Raw genomic sequence first — 14,854 nt, forward strand, 5'->3', positions numbered from 1 at the left:
GGTCAGGCTGCGGCGCCGGTGTCAAATGCGCGCCCGCGTCGACCCGATGTCTTGACACTAGCGGTACGCGACATGCAATATATTGCATGTCGCGTACCCGTCACTCATCGACAATCGGGTCGGCGGCCCCTCGCTCCTGGATCGGAAGGACATCACCGATGAACATCGAGTCCCTGCGCCGCCCCACGAGGCGGGCGATCGCCCTGGCCGGTGTTACCGCCGGCGTCGCGGCGGTCGCGTTCCTCGCCACCACGGCGGGCGCGGCCACCGGGCAGCGCCCGCCGGGCAGGAAGCCCACGGTCGTACTGGTGCACGGCGCCTTCGCCGACTCGTCGAGCTGGAACGGCGTGGTCAGGCGGCTCAGGCGCGACGGCTACCCGGTCGTCGCCGTCGCCAACCCACTGCGCGGCCTGCGCAGCGACGCCGAATACCTGCGCAGCGTCCTGGACAGCATCGACGGTCCGATCGTGCTCGCCGGCCACTCGTACGGCGGATCGGTGATGAGCGAGGCCGCCGACGGCCACCCGGACGTCAGGGCACTCGTCTACATCGCCAGCTTCAGCCTCGACAAGGGTGAGAGCACCGCCGAGTTGGCCGCCAGGTTCCCGGGCGGCCAACTCGGCCCCGCCCTCAACCCGGTGCCCTTCCCGCTCCCCGGCGGCGACACGGGCACCGATCTCTACATCACGCAGGACGAGTTCCGCAGGGTCTTCGCCGCGGACGTCCCCCGCGACGTCGCCGAGCTGATGGCGGCCACGCAACGACCCATCGCGGCCACCGCGCTCGAGGACCGGGCCACCAGGGCCGCCTGGCGGAGCATCCCGTCGTGGACGATGGTCACCACACAGGATCTCGCCATCCCCGCCGACTCGATGCGCTTCATGGCGAAGCGGGCCGGCTCGTACACCGTGGAGATCGACGCCTCGCACGCGGTCACCGTCTCCGAGCCGGGCGCCGTCGCCGACCTGATCGACAGGGCCGGCCGCACGGTCGCACAATAGGCCCGTCGCCAGGGTGTCCCGCCGGGTGAACACGGCGGAGTGCTCCGCCGGCCGGATCGTCGGGTGACCGTCGGTCCGGCCGGAGAAAACTACGCGGCTTCTACCCATGTTCCGCCGCCTGGTCGATGCCATGCTCGGCGCGTGACAGGAGCGCGGACCACACCGGCCGAAGCGCCGCCACCCACGGCCGACCACTGGTGGGCGGCCGGGCTGGCGCTCGGTGAGCGGCTGGCCGCCGGTGTGCCGGAGCCGGCCGGCGTCCATCCGGACGCCGACGCGCGGGCCGAAGAGTGGCGGCGCGCCTGTGATCGTGCCGGCCCGGGTCATTTCGGGCAGCGGCTGGCGGAGGCCGGGACCGACGAGTCGGGACTCCTGGCACTCCTCGCCGAGGGCGCCGAGGCGCTGGGCCGGCGTACCACGTGTCCGGCATGGGCGGCCTTCGTGACGGAGGCCCTCCGGATCCCGCCGCTCGCGGCGGTCGGCCCCGAGGCTAGCGGGCCGGAGGTCTTCGCAGGTCTGCTGCACCCGTTGGTGGTGGAGGCCCGCCAGCGGCTGGCGCGGCGATCACAGCCGGGCCAGCGATCGGCCGAGCAGCCGGGGGAGCGACCGGCCGAGCAGCCGGCCGAGCGACCGGGGGAGCGACCGGGGGAGCAGCGGTCCACGGCGGGCGTCGACGGGGCGGCGCTGCTCGACGACTTCGCCGTCCGGCTCGGCAGCCGGCTGGCGGCGATCGCCGCGCCCACGCTCGTCACCGAGTTGCGCGCGGCGGCGGCGCGCGGTGAACTCTCCGGCCCGGACGGCCGGGAGCGGTTCGTCGACTTCGTCAGGCGGCTCGCCGCACCTGGTCGGCTGGCGGAGCTGTTCGGCCGGTACCCCGTCCTCGGCCGCCTGCTCGGCCAGGCCGCCGAGCAGGCGGTGCGGCACCAGCACGAGCTGCTCACCCGGTACGCCGCCGACCGGGCGGCGATCGTGGCGCACCTGTTCGGCGGGCGTGATCCGGGGCGGCTGGTCGCAGTCGCCGAGCTCGGCGCCGACCGCCACCGTGGCGGCAGGGCGGTGGCGGCGCTGGTCTTCTCCGGTGGGCAGCGGGTGGTCTACAAGCCCCGGACGGTCGAGGCGCACGTACGCCTGGCAGGGCTGCTCGACTGGCTCAACGGCGCGCTGCCCGGAATCGGCCTGCGGATGCCGGTGGTGCTGGCCCGGGACGGATACGGCTGGGCCGAGTTTCTCGCCCGCACACCGGTCGCCGACCCGGCCGGGCTGGACCGGTTCTACCGCCGGCAGGGTGCACTGCTCGCCGTGCTGCACCTGGTCCGGGCGGTCGACATCCACCACGAGAACGTCGTCGCCTGCGGCGAGCATCCGGTGCTCGTCGACGTGGAGACGATGTTCCACCCGGTGACGCCCGGGGCGCGGCTCGCCGCGGATCCCGCCGCCGAGCGACTGGCGTCCTCGGTGCACCGCACCGGCATGCTGCCGCTGATACTGGTTGGCGCGCACGGCCGGGCCGACATCTCCGGGCTCGGCGGCGACGGTGCCACCCCCGGCGGTGCCGCCTGCTGGGTCGACACCGGCACCGACCGTATGCGCCGGGACCGTCGGCCCGCTCCGCTCGCCGGCCGGGGCAACCGGGCCCGCCTCGACGGGATCGACCGTGATCCGGCCGACCACGAGCCCGCGCTGCTCGCCGGCTTCCGGGCGGCGTACCACGCGATCATGCAGGAGCGGGCGGAGGTCGCCGCGCTGCTGCGCCGCTGCGCCGATGTCGAGACCCGTGTCGTGGTCCGTCCCACCCAGCTCTACCGGACGCTGCTCGGCCGGGCCAGCCGTCCGGCGGTACTGCGGGACGGGCTCGACCGGGACCGTGCGCTGGACGCGCTCCGGCCCGTCGCGGCCGAACTGCCCGGTACGGCCGGACTGGTCCGGCACGAGCTGGCCGAGCTCTGGGCCGGGGACGTACCGCTCTTCACCGGCACACCGAGCGGAACCGCCGTACGGGCCGGGGACGGCACCGCCGTGGAGGGGGTGTTCGACCGCCCGGCGCTGGCCGGTGCGCTGGAACAGCTCGCCGCGATGAGCGACGCGAATCTCCGGGACCAGGAGTGGATCATCTCGGCGACGCTCGCCACCCGCCGGGAGCCCAGCGGTCACCGGGGTGGCCCCGGCGCCGGGGCGCGGGACGCCGCGGCGGAGCCGGCGCGGCTGCTGGCCGGGGCGCGGGGGATCGCGGACCAGCTCGTGGCGGTCTCCGCACGTCGCGGCGACGAGGTGAACTGGCTCGGTCTGGAGCTGGTCGACGAGCGGCAGTGGCTGGTGCTGCCGATGGGTGCGGGCCTGGCCACCGGATACACCGGGGTGGCGCTCTTCCTGGCCGAGCTCTTCGCGCTGACCGGCGTGCAGCGGTACGCCACGACCGCCCGGGCGGCGATCGGCCGGGTCCCGCAGCTGCTCACCGTGCTCTCGGGCAGCGACGCGGCGATCCGCGCGGTGGGCTGCGGCGGCATGACCGGCTTCGCCGGCATCGCGTACGCGCTGGCCCGGCTCGCGAACCGGCTCGGCGACGCGGAGCCGCGCGACTGGACCCGTTCGGCGATCGACCTCGCCGGACGCTCCGTCACCGCCGATGCGGCGCCGGGCGTCTTCTCCGGCCTGGCCGGCTGCCTGGCGGCGATGACGGCGATCCACGAGGAGCTCGACCTGCCCGAGGCGGCCGCCCTGGCGCGACGCTGTGCCGCGCTCCTCGCCGACCGTGCCGAGCAGCCGCTGCCGCATCCGTCCGCCGGGTTCGGCGGCGGTGCCGCCGGGTTCGGCGGCGGTGCCGCCGGGTTCGGCGGCGGTGCCGCCGGGTTCGGCGGCGGTGCCGCCGGGTTCGGCGACGGTGCCGCCGGGGTCGGCTGGGCGCTGGCCCGGTATGCGGGCTCCGCCGGGGCGGGACCGGACGCCGCCCGCTGCGGCCGGCTCGGCACGCGGCTGCTGCTCGCCGCCGCCACCAGCGGCGGCGACGAGTACGGCTGGTGCGCGGGCCGGGCAGGGGTGCAGACGGCCCGGTACGTCACCGGCATCGCGGACGACCCCGCAGCCCTGGACGGCTATGCCGCCCGTCCGGTGCTCCGCGACCTGAGCCTCTGCCACGGCGAGCTGGGGATCCTCGAAGCGCTGGCCGTCCGCCGGGACAGCCAGGCCGCGCGGGTCCGCCGTCGTCGCGCCGGCCAGGTCGCCGGCGCGATGGCCCGCGGTGCCGCCGGGTGCGGCACCCCCGGCGGAGTACCCACGCCCGGACTGCTCGACGGCCTCGCCGGGATCGGATACGGGCTGCTCCGCGCCGGATTTCCCGAACAGGTTCCCTCCGTCCTCCTCCTGGCACCGTCCCGATAGGAAGCCGCTCGACAGCCCGGCAGATCCAGCAGATCAGCAGGTCAAGCAGATTCAGAGAGGGAGAATCCGATGTCCATCGGCAATGTCGAGGAAGTTCCGCACGAGACCGGCGAGGTCGGCGCCTCCGGTGTGGCCGGCGAGTCCGGAAGGCCGGCGGCGACCGGCTGGTCCACGACGGTCCGCACGGTCGCCTTCGGGGCCGGCGCCGCCGCCCTGATCGGCATGGCTTCGGCGTTCGGCCCGGCGGCGGCCACCGTCTTCGCCGACCAGCCCGACGTCGTCCTGGCCAGCCCGTTCTGCAACACCACCTGCTGCGTGGAGGACCCGGAGCCGCCGCAGGGCTGAGCGAAGGATCTGACCGGCTTTCGTAGCGGGTGTGAAACCTTATGTCTATGTATTCATCGGTGGCGTCTCATTAACATCGGAACCGTGTACGCCCGCGCTACGGCTGTAGTGGGCCGGAACGCCGAGCTGGGCGTCATCGACCGCGCGGTGGATGACGCCCGCTCCGGGCGGGGCGGTGCGCTCTTCGTCACCGGAGAGGCGGGGATCGGCAAGTCGCGCCTGGCCGACGCCGCCGTGGAGCGGGGGCTCGCGGTCGACATGTGCGTGCTGCGCGGGCGCGGCAGCGCGATCGGGCCGATCCTGCCCTTCCGCTGCCTCACCGAGCTGCTGCTGTCGCTGCGCCACTCCGGATACCGGGTCGACATCGGCGAGCTCGGGCCGTACCGCCCGATCCTCTCCCGGCTCGTGCCGGACTGGCACGACGGGGCCGCGGTGGGCGGCGCGGGCGACTCCCTGGTCATCATCGCGGAGGCGGTGCTGCGGCTCACCGCTCTGGTCGCCCGCGATCACGGCTGCCTGTTGATCCTCGACGACCTGCACGAGGCGGACGCGGAGAGCCTGGCCGTCTTCGAATACCTGGTCCAGCATCTCGGGCAGCAGTCCGCGCTGCTGGTCGCCGCCTTCCGACCGGACTCCGGTGCGGCCCCGGCACTGGCCCGCTCCTGCGTGCAGCGCCGGCTCGCCACCCTGGTACGGCTCCGCCCGCTCGGCCGGGACGGGCTGCGCGACCTCGCCGGAAGCTGCCTGGAGACGCCGTCCGCCGAGGTGCCGGGATCCGTCGTGGACCTCCTCTGGGCGGGCAGCGCCGGCAACCCGCTGCACGCCGAGGAACTCCTCAACGACCTCTGCGAGAGCGAGGTGCTGCGCCGCACCGAGCAGGGCTGGCAGGTCGGCGGGCCGATGCCGGTCGCGCTGCCGATGACCCTTGCCCCGAGCCTGAGCCACCGGCTCGACCTGCTCTCCGCGCAGGCCCGCGACGTGCTCTCCGCGGCGGCCGTGCTGGGGCACCGCTTTCCGCTGGCGGTGGTGCAGGCGCTCACCGGGCTGGACGACCGCGACCTGCTCGGCCACTTCTCCGGCGGCACCGCCGTGGCCCATCTGGTCGCCCCGGACGAGCAGCAACCCGACTGGTACGCGTTCCACCATCCGCTGCTCGCCGAGTCGTTGGTGGCGATGCTTCCGGCGGCGCGCCGCGCGCAGCTCGCCGGAAAGGCCGCCGACGCGGTCGAGCGGCTGCACCCCGGGCTGCCCGGCGAGTGGTGCCAGCAGGCGGCGACGCTGCGGCTCGGCGCGGGCGACCGGGTGGCGGCCGGCCGGCTCTTCACCGAGGCGGGGCGACGGGCGCTGACCCAGGGGGCGGCCCGGTCGGCGGTCACCCTGCTGGAGCGCGCCCAGGAGGCGCTCGGCGCCGAGGGTGACGTCGACAGCCGCGCGGACGCCCAGGAGGCGCTGCTCTTCGCGTACGTGGAGGCGGGCCAGGTGGAACAGGCGCTCGCCTCGGTCGACGTGCTCGACCGGATCGGTGGCGGCCTCGACCGGCAGCGGCGCGCGCAGTGGCACACCCGGCTCGCCTGGGCGGCGGTGGTCGCCGGCCGCAGCGACGACGCCCGGACCCAGGTCGAGACCGCACGTGCGCTGCTGGGGCCGGAGCCCGACCCGGCGGCCGGCGTACGGGTCGACGCGGTCGAGGCGCACCTGATGCTCGACCGCTCCGACTCCGACTCCGCACACGTCGCCGCCGCCGAAGCACTTGCCCGGCGGGCCGTGACGGTGGCCGAGACCATCCCGCTGCCCGACGTCGCCTGTCAGGTGTGGCAACTGCTCGGCGCGCTCTGCCGGATCCGCGACCCGGAGGAGGGCACGGCCTGCCTGGAGCGGGCACGGGCCATCGCCGTGCGGCACGGGCTGCCGATCGCCGAGGCACACGTGCTGGTCCGGCTCGGCAACGACGAGGCGCTGCACGCCGCGACGCTCGACCGGCTCGGCCAGGCCCGGGAGACCGCCCGGCGGATCGGTGCGGTGACGGTCGGCTACCAGGCCGAGTCGAGCATCGCGCTGCACCTGGTGCTGATGGGCCGGTACGCCGAGGCGCAGCGGCTCATCGATCGGATCCTGCCGGACACGGAGCGGCTCACCCTGCTGGAGACGACACAGTATCTGCTGCTCTCCCGGGCGATGCTCGCCGCGCACCAGGGCCGGCGCCGGGCCATGGAGGCGGCGCTCGGCGAGTTCAAGGTGGCCGGCGGCGACCAGCCGCTGCACACGCCCCGGGTCTACGGCCTCATCCGGGCGTTCTGCGCACTGCTCGAAGAGGACCGCGCGCGGGCGGTGGATGATCTGGAACGCGGCCTCGCGGCCGAGGCGCGCAGCCCCACGATCTTCCCGCTCAGCGGCCGGCACGGTCTCGGCCTGCTGCTGCGGGCCCTCGCCGACGACCTGGACGAGGAGTCCCTGCGCGCCGTCACCGGCACACCGGCGAGCCGGCTGCGGTGGGACCGGCAGTTCTCGCTGCTCGCCGAGGCGGTGCTGGCGGGCCGGGCCGGCCGGGCCGACGCGGCGACTCGGGCGGTGGCCGAGGCGGAACGGCTGGCGGAGCCGTACGAGATGGCCCGTCACCTGGCGCTGCGGCTGGTCGCCGAGGCGGCCCTCGCCGACGGCTGGGGCGCGCCGGTGCGGTGGCTCCGCTCGGCGGAGGAGTACTTCCACGGCGCCGAGGTCACCCCGGTGGCGAGCGCCTGCCGCGCGATGCTGCGCCGGGCGGGTGCCCCGGTCGGCCAGCGCCGCCGTGGCATCGAGCAGATCCCGGCGCCGCTGCGCTCGGCCGGGGTGACAGTGCGGGAGTTCGAGATCCTGCGGCTGCTGCGGGAGCGACTCGGCAACCGGGAGATCGCCGAGCGGCTGCACCTGTCGCCGAGGACGGTCGAGAAACACGTGGCCAGCCTCCTGGTGAAGACCGGGCAGCCGAGCCGGCTCGGGCTCAGCCAGCTCGAACCCTGAACCGCTTCCCGAACGGTGGGGCCGGTGTCCGGAACGGTGGGGGCATGGGGGCGCCGTACCCAGAAAATGCCGCCGCCGTACCCGGGACTCCTACCGTGACGGCAGGCGGCGACCCTGCCGCGACCGGATCTCGGACCGCCGTGGCGGTCCGTGGGAGGAGATCACCATGCCCGAGTACGTCGACCAGACCCCGGAGAACGACATCGACGCCGAGCAGACCGGCTCGGTGCTGGACATGCAGCGGCTCGACGAGGACCGGCCCGAGGTCGAGGCGCACTTCAGCAGCCCGCTCTGCCTGGAGGTCTGAGCCGGGGCAGAGCCCCTGAGCCAGACCCGGCTGACCCGGACCCACGGCTGAGCCGGAGCCGGCGGCGGAATCTGGGTGCGGCTCCGGGATGTCGCGCGGGAGCGTGCCGACGACAGTGAGATGGCGGCGGGTGACCGACCGGGCCCGCCAACCCGGAAGGCGGGTGCCACCTCATGACGACGTTCTCGTACGCCCGGTGCGCGTTCAGGACCCCCGGGCCATGAAGTTCAGGATTCTCGGAACCCTGGAGATCTCCGCCGCCGGCCGGCAGCTCGACTGTGCCGCGTCGAAGCCACGGACCGTGCTCGGCCTGCTGCTGTGCCGGGCCAACCGGATCGTGCCGGTGCCGGTGCTGCGGGAGGCGCTGTGGGACGGCGCGCCCCCGCGTACCGCGCACAAGAACCTCCAGAGCTACGTCTCGGCGCTGCGGGCGCTGCTGGGGACCGGTGGCGTGCAGGTGCTGCACCGCCCGCCCGGATACCTGCTCCGGATCGAGCCGGAGCGGCTGGACGCGCTGCGCTTCACGGACCTCGCCCGGCAGGGGCGGCTCGCCGCCCGCGAGGGAAGGACGTCGGCCGCCGCCGAGCTGCTGGGGCAGGCGATCCGGCTCTGGCGCGGACCGGTGCTGCCGGACCTGGCGCCGGTGCCGGCGATCGCGGCCGAGGCGGCCACGCTGCGCGAGCGCTATCTGGTCGCGTACGAGGACTGGGCGGAGGCGAGCCTGGCGCTCGGGCGGCACGCGGACCTGGTCGACGGGCTCGACGAACTCTGCTGGGAGCACCCGTTCCGGGAACGGCTGCGCCACGCCCAGATGCTCGCCCTCTACCGCGCGGGGCGGCAGACCGAGGCGCTGGCGCAGTTCGACGCGCACCGCCAGGCGCTCGCCCGCGAACTGGGGCTCACCCCGAGCCCGCTGCTGACCCGGCTGCACGAGGCCATCCTGACCGGCGACCCCGGCCTGGCGGTGGAGCCGCCGGGGCGGGCCCGGCCGGTGCCGCCGCGCTGCGCCGTCACCGAGGTGGAGCTCGCCCGGGACGTCGCCGACTTCACCGGGCGGGCCCGGGAGGTGGGCACCCTCCTCGACATCCTCGGCGCGGCCACACCCGCCACCGTCGTCACCGTCTCGGGTGCCGCCGGGGTCGGCAAGACCGCGCTGGCGGTGCACTGCGCGCATCGGCTCGGCGCCCGCTATCCCGACGGGCGTGTGCTGGTACGCCTGCGGGCACCGGACGGCCGTCCGCGTACCGTGGCCGACGTCGTCTCCGAGCTGCTGCACGGCCTCGGCCGGCCGCCGGAGCCGGCGGTGGCGGAGCGGTCGCCGGAGCCGCCGGAGCCGGCGGTGGAACGGCGGCCGCCTGAGCCGGCGGGCGGCGGATCGACGGCTGTCGGCGCGCGATGGTCGTCAGCGGCGGGCGGCGGATCGACGGCGGCGCTGCTGCGCGAGGCGACAGCGGGCCGGCGGGTGCTCTTCGTGTTCGACGACGCGGCCGGGGAGGAGCAGGTCGGGCCCCTGCTCGCCGCAGCCGGGGACGCCGCCGTGCTGATCACCGGCCGGCGCCGCCCGACCGCCCTCGAGTCGGCGGCACACCTGCGGCTGGAGCCGATGACCGTACCCGAGTCGCTGTCGCTGCTGAGCCGGCTGGTGGGGGCGGGGCGGGTGGCGGCCGAGGCCGCGGCGGCGCAGCGGCTGGCCGAGATCTGTGACGGCCTGCCGCTGGCGGTACGGATCGCCGGTGCCAAACTCGCCGCCGTGCCGCACCTGCCGCTGTCCCGGTACGCGGACCGTCTCTCCGACGAGCACCGGGTGCTGGAGCAGCTCCGCGCCGGGGACCGCCAGGTCCGGACCCGCCTCGTGCGGTGGCTGGACGAGGCGGCACCGGACGATCGGGCGGCGCTGCGCCGGCTGGCGGCCTGCGACGGTCCGGAGTTCACGGCTGCCGAGGCGGCCGCCGCGCTCGGCCTCGACGCCGTCCGGACCGAGGTCGTGCTGGAACGGCTCGTCGAGGCACATCTCGTCGAGGCGCACCCTGTGGCTCCGCATCTCCTGGCGGTACCGACGGCGGAGGTGCAGGCGCACGCCGCCGCACCGGCCGACGGGACGGTGGTGGGGGATGGCCTCACCTTCGCCCTGCCCGGCCTGTTGCGGGCGCTGCTGCGCGACGGCGGAGCCCCGCAGGCCACCGGAGCGCTGTCGAGCACCGGAGCCCTGCCGGCCACCGGAGTCCTGCCGGGCACCGGTGCACCGCGCGTCGGTCCGGAGCCGTAAACCCCGATCACGCTGCCGACATACCGGCGCTGTGCCCGACGCCGACCGGCCCTGTACCCGGGCTTCCTACGTTGTTGGCACGCGGCGGATCCAAGGGCCGCGATCGATCCGGGGATCGCCGGGCGGTCCCCCGTAACGGAGGAGTCCATCATGGCCGAGAGCATCAACCCGACCCCCGAGAAGGACGCCGACGCCGAGCAGGTCGACTCGGTGCTGGAGCTGCAGAAGCTCGAGAAGGACGACCCCGAGGTCGAGGCCCACGGCTGCGTCAGCGGCGTGAGCATCTCCGCGCACTGACCCTTCCCGTGGACGGTGCGGCGGGCGTCGCCGCACCTCCTCGACGATCCGACCCCGATCGTCCTGCGGAAGTGCCGCCGCCGTGCCGGACGTGGACCGGTGCCCGTACCCCGGGCCGGTCGACGTCCGCACGCGGCGGCTCCACGGGGCGCGATCGATCCGGGGATCGCCGGGCGGTCCCCGGGACGGAGAAAACCACCATGGTCGAGGAGATCAACCATCCCGGTGGGTGACCGGCGCGGAGCAGGTTCCCGACCCGCGCGGAGCGAAGGAGTCCCAGATGGACGTCCGACTGTCCGGTATCCGCGAGTTCCGGCTGCTGTGGGTCAGCGGCCTGCTCGCCGCGCTGGGCGCACAGATGTCGCTGCTCGCCCTGCCCCTGCTGGTGTTGCGTGAGACCGGCTCCGCGGTCCAGGCGGGCGCCGTCGGCACCGTCTCGGTCGGCGCGCTGCTGGTCACGATGCTCCCCGGCGGCGCGCTGGCCGACGCCACCGAGCGGCTCCGCCTGCTGCGGGCCTGCACCGGAGGCAGCCTGCTCGTCGTCGCGGTGCTGGCGCTGGCCGTCCTCGCCGGCCGGGCACCACTGCCGCTCGTCCTGCTGGTCGCCGGTGCCGGCGCGGTGATCGGGAGTATCACCCTGCCGGCCACGCTCGGGCTGATGCGGGTGGTCGTACCCGAGCACCTGCTCGGCACCGCCTCCGCCCGATTCCAGGCGCGCAGCGCCGTCGCCCGGCTGGTCGGGCCGCTCGCCGGAGGTGCCGTCTTCGCCTGGCATCCGGCGGCGCCGTTCGTGGTGGAGGCGGCGGCGCTGCTCCTGGCCCTCCTCTGCCTCGCCTTCATGCGTACCCGCTCGGCGCCGCCGGCCCGCACCGGGCCGGCCCGGTGGCAGCTCGGCGCCGGGGTGGCGTTCCTCTGGCGGGACACCCACCTGCGTACCGTGCTGCTCGTCTTCGGCCTCGGGATGAACGCGGCCTTCAGCGCCCTCAGCTTCGTCTCGCTGGCGATCGCCTCCGACGGCGGCCACGAGGGGGTCGCCGGCGGGATGGTGGTCTCGCTGACGGCGGCCGGTTCGCTGGCCGGGGCGCTCCTCGCCCCGCTGCTGCACCCCGAGCGGCGGGCGGGCGTCCTGCTCGCCGTCACCTGCTGGGTCTGCACCGCCACCGCCGCGATCCTGATGATCACCCACCCGCCGCTGCTGATCGGTCTGCTCGCGGCGGCCTGCACGGCGGTCGCCGGCATCGGCAGCATCGGCTTCATCACCGCGATGCTGCTGGCCACCCCCGAGGCGATGGTCGGCCGGGTGCAGAGTGCGGCCAGCTTCATCTCCACGCTCGCGCAGCCGCTCGGGCCGGTGGCGGGCGGGGCGCTGCTCGGTGCCTGGGGTGCCAACGCCACCTTCGGAGCCGTCGGCGGGGTCTTCGCCCTCTGCGCGCTGGCTCTCACCGCAGCGGCCGTGTTGCACGCCCGGGTGTCGGTGCCGCATGGCCGGGCGTCCCTGCTGCACACCAGGGCGGACGCGTCGCACGAACACGACGTCCGCCCGGCCACGTCCGCCCCGGCGGGGCGGCCGGTCGGTCCCGCACCGGTCGGTCCCGCACCGGTCGGTCCCGCACCGGTCGGTCCCGCACCGGCCGTGCGGCCGGTATCCGTCCTCGTCGACGACTAGGAGTACCGCCATGCTCTCCGTGCACGACGCCGAGATGTTCTCGCTCAGCGACCCGGACTACTACGAGCTGCCCGAGCGGCTGGCCGACGCGCCGACCCGCTTCGCCCTGGACGGCGCCGTGCTGCCGAAGGGCTGGCGCCGGCACCACTCCGGGTTCTGGACCGAGCTGCACCCCGAGGGCCGGAAGCTGCCGGCGCAGGGCTGGAAGATCCACATCTCGGCGGTGCCGGAGCAGGCGGCGGAGACGCTGGAGATCGTGGCCGGCATCTGCCTGCCCCGCCGGACCACCTTCAAGTTCCTGCGCAGCCGCACCGCGCTCCTCGTCGCGAGCGGCAAGTACATGCCGCGGGGGAGCAGCGGGAAGTTCGTCACCGTCTACCCGGCGGAGGAGGCGGAGCTGGGCGGCCTCCTCGCCGAGCTGACCGCGGCGCTGGACGGGCGCCCCGGCCCGTACATCCTCAGCGACCTGCGGATCGGTCCCGGCCCGGTCTTCGTCCGGTACGGCGCGTTCCGCGACCAGTGGTGCGTACGGCCCGACGGGCGGCGGGTCCGTGCCCTGCGCGACGCGACCGGCGCGCTGGTGCCGGACGAGCGGTCGCCGGTGTTCCGGATGCCCGGCTGGGTCGAGCCGCCGGCGGTGCTCCGCCCGCACCTCGCGAACCGGTCGGCGATCGGCGCGCTCGACCTGCCGTACCGGGTGCGCAAACCGCTCTACTTCACCAACGGCGGCGGCATCTACCTCGTCGAGCACGTCGAGACCGGCCAGCAGGCGGTACTCCGCGAGGCCCGCCCGCACAGCGGGCTGGACGGCACCGGCACCGACGCCGTCGCCCGGCTCCGCCACGAGCACCAGATCCTCACGTCGCTCAACGGCCTGGACTGCGCGCCCCGGGTCTACGGCCTGGCCAGGGTCTGGGAGCACGAGTACCTGATCGAGGAGTACGTCGAGGGACGCGACCTGCTCATGCGGGCCATCACCCGCAACCCGCTGCGGCTGCGTGAGACGACCCGGGAGGAACTCGCCGGCTACCTGAGCTGGGTCGACAAGATCGTGGACGGCGTCTCCCGTGCGCTGGACGTGTTGCACGCCCGGGGCCTCAGCTTCGGCGACCTGCATCCCGGCAACGTCATCGTCCGCCCCGACGACTCCGTGACGCTCGTCGACTTCGAGTACGCGGGCGGGCCCGGCCAGCCCCGGGTCGGCTGTGCGGGATTCGCGGCGCCGGCCCGGGTCGGCGGCCAGGAGGCGGACCGGTTCGCCCTGCGCCGCCTCTGGCTGATGCTGCTGATGCCACTGGTCGAGCTGATCGATCTCGACCCGGGCAAGGAGGCGACGCTGGAGGCGGTCGCCCGGCAGCGTTTCGGGTTCGGCCCGGGAGCCGGGCCGGAGGCGCCGGTCGTGCCGGCCACGCCGGGCGGGCGCAGCCGGGCCAGCGGTGAGCCGGCGGTGCGGGCCCTCTTCGCCGCCCCGGTGCCGGACTGGACCGCGATCCGCGACCAGCTCGTCGCCGGCATCCTGCGCACCGCCACCCCCGAGCGCACCGACCGGCTCTTCCCGGCCGGTCCCGAGGTCTTCGAGGCGCAGGGCGCCGCGGTCGGGCACGGTGCCGCCGGCGTCCTGCTCGCCCTGCACCGCGCCGGTCAGCCGGTCGCGGCCGAGCACCTGGACTGGCTGGTCGCCGCCGCCGAGCGGGCACGCCGCGGCTCCGAGCCACGCCCCGGACTGCTGGACGGGCTCTGCGGCGTGGCGGCCGTCCTGGCCGAGCTGGGGCGCGGCGCCGAGGCACTGGACCTGCTCCAGGACTGCCGCGACGCCGCTCCCGCCCGGGTGCCCGATCTGGCGTCCGGCCGCGCCGGGACGGCACTGACCCGGCTGCACTTCGCCGCGTTGACCGGGGACGGGACGCTCGTCGAGGAGGCCGAACGGACCGCCGGCGAGCTGGACGCGCTGGTACGCGACGGCGCCACCGCCGACGGCCTCGCACTGCCGGCCTCGGCGGGTCTGCTGCACGGGATGAGCGGCGCCGCCCTGCTGCACCTGCGCCTGTACCGGGTCACCGGAGCCGAGCACCACCTGACCGCCTGCCGCCGGGCGCTGGCGCACGAACTCTCGCACTGCGTCCGGTTCGCCGAGGACGGCGGCCGGTACGTCCTCCGGGGCGCCCGCCACCTCCACTACCTCGACGGGGGCAGCGGTGGCATCGCGCTGGTGGCACAGGAATACCTGACCCATCGCGAGGACGCCGAACTCGACGACTTCGTCCGCGCCGTGCGCTGGACCTGCCAGCCCTCGCTGCTCCGGGAACCCGGCCTCTACCAGGGGCGCGCCGGGATGATCGCGATGCTGACCCGGCTCGCCGGCCGGGAGGCGGCCGACGTGCTGCTGCCACAGCTCCGGCTGCTCGGCGTGCACGCCGTACACCGGGACGGCGCCCTGCTGATCCCCGGCGTGCGGCTCCGGCGCTTCTCCGCCGACCTGGCCACCGGCTCGGCCGGGGTCCTGGCGGCGGTGCAGTCCGCACTGGCCGGTGGTGCCTTTCCGCTTCCGGTGCTCTTCGACGACTGACCACCGATCCCCGCCGATCGCCCACTGACCCGCC

At 75.2% G+C, this 14,854-nt stretch carries 9 protein-coding genes; all 9 read left to right on the forward strand.

Annotated features, from left to right (window positions below; all coding sequences use genetic code 11):
• Positions 1-158: 158 nt before the first annotated feature.
• The 9 genes from ACN27G_RS07970 to lanKC all read left to right on the forward strand — a co-directional run bounded on the left by ACN27G_RS07970 (position 159) and on the right by lanKC (position 14,820).
• Entirely contained in the window at positions 159-1,001 is an 843-nt protein-coding gene (locus tag ACN27G_RS07970) for an alpha/beta fold hydrolase (protein WP_421492127.1), read from the forward strand.
• A gap of 141 nt (positions 1,002-1,142) precedes the next feature.
• A complete protein-coding gene (locus ACN27G_RS07975; protein ID WP_421492128.1) occupies positions 1,143-4,376 on the forward strand; it encodes a type 2 lanthipeptide synthetase LanM family protein in 3,234 nt (1,077 codons plus the stop codon).
• A gap of 69 nt (positions 4,377-4,445) precedes the next feature.
• On the forward strand, positions 4,446-4,721 hold the full coding sequence (locus ACN27G_RS07980) for a hypothetical protein (protein ID WP_421492129.1): 276 nt from the start codon (positions 4,446-4,448) through the stop codon (positions 4,719-4,721).
• A gap of 84 nt (positions 4,722-4,805) precedes the next feature.
• A complete protein-coding gene (locus ACN27G_RS07985; protein WP_421492130.1) occupies positions 4,806-7,718 on the forward strand; it encodes an ATP-binding protein in 2,913 nt (970 codons plus the stop codon).
• A gap of 166 nt (positions 7,719-7,884) precedes the next feature.
• Positions 7,885-8,025, forward strand: a complete 141-nt coding sequence (locus ACN27G_RS07990; protein WP_421492131.1) for a hypothetical protein — start codon at positions 7,885-7,887, stop codon at positions 8,023-8,025.
• A gap of 220 nt (positions 8,026-8,245) precedes the next feature.
• Positions 8,246-10,291 carry a BTAD domain-containing putative transcriptional regulator gene (locus tag ACN27G_RS07995; RefSeq protein WP_421492132.1) on the forward strand — a complete coding sequence of 682 codons (2,046 nt, stop codon included), beginning with the start codon at positions 8,246-8,248 and terminating at the stop codon, positions 10,289-10,291.
• A gap of 150 nt (positions 10,292-10,441) precedes the next feature.
• The gene (locus ACN27G_RS08000; protein WP_421492133.1) at positions 10,442-10,588 is read left to right on the forward strand and encodes a hypothetical protein; all 147 of its coding nucleotides are present in this window, start codon (positions 10,442-10,444) and stop codon (positions 10,586-10,588) included.
• A 280-nt stretch (positions 10,589-10,868) separates the two neighbouring features.
• Positions 10,869-12,254, forward strand: coding sequence for an MFS transporter (locus ACN27G_RS08005; RefSeq protein ID WP_421492134.1), 1,386 nt, complete (start codon positions 10,869-10,871; stop codon positions 12,252-12,254).
• A gap of 10 nt (positions 12,255-12,264) precedes the next feature.
• A complete protein-coding gene (gene lanKC / locus ACN27G_RS08010; RefSeq protein ID WP_421492135.1) occupies positions 12,265-14,820 on the forward strand; it encodes a class III lanthionine synthetase LanKC in 2,556 nt (851 codons plus the stop codon).
• The last annotated feature ends 34 nt before the right edge of the window (positions 14,821-14,854 follow it).

It is taken from the genome of Plantactinospora sp. WMMB334, assembly GCF_049179095.1.
GTDB lineage: Bacteria > Actinomycetota > Actinomycetes > Mycobacteriales > Micromonosporaceae > Plantactinospora.

Bases quoted from the DNA above. Each gene is read 5' to 3' on its own strand.
- ACN27G_RS08005 (WP_421492134.1), top strand. From the start codon at position 10,869: ATGGACGTCCGACTGTCCGGTATCCGCGAGTTCCGGCTGCTGTGGGTC.
- ACN27G_RS07990 (WP_421492131.1), top strand. From the start codon at position 7,885: ATGCCCGAGTACGTCGACCAGACCCCGGAGAACGACATCGACGCCGAG.
- lanKC (WP_421492135.1), top strand. From the start codon at position 12,265: ATGCTCTCCGTGCACGACGCCGAGATGTTCTCGCTCAGCGACCCGGAC.
- ACN27G_RS08000 (WP_421492133.1), top strand. From the start codon at position 10,442: ATGGCCGAGAGCATCAACCCGACCCCCGAGAAGGACGCCGACGCCGAG.
- ACN27G_RS07970 (WP_421492127.1), top strand. From the start codon at position 159: ATGAACATCGAGTCCCTGCGCCGCCCCACGAGGCGGGCGATCGCCCTG.
- ACN27G_RS07995 (WP_421492132.1), top strand. From the start codon at position 8,246: ATGAAGTTCAGGATTCTCGGAACCCTGGAGATCTCCGCCGCCGGCCGG.
- ACN27G_RS07980 (WP_421492129.1), top strand. From the start codon at position 4,446: ATGTCCATCGGCAATGTCGAGGAAGTTCCGCACGAGACCGGCGAGGTC.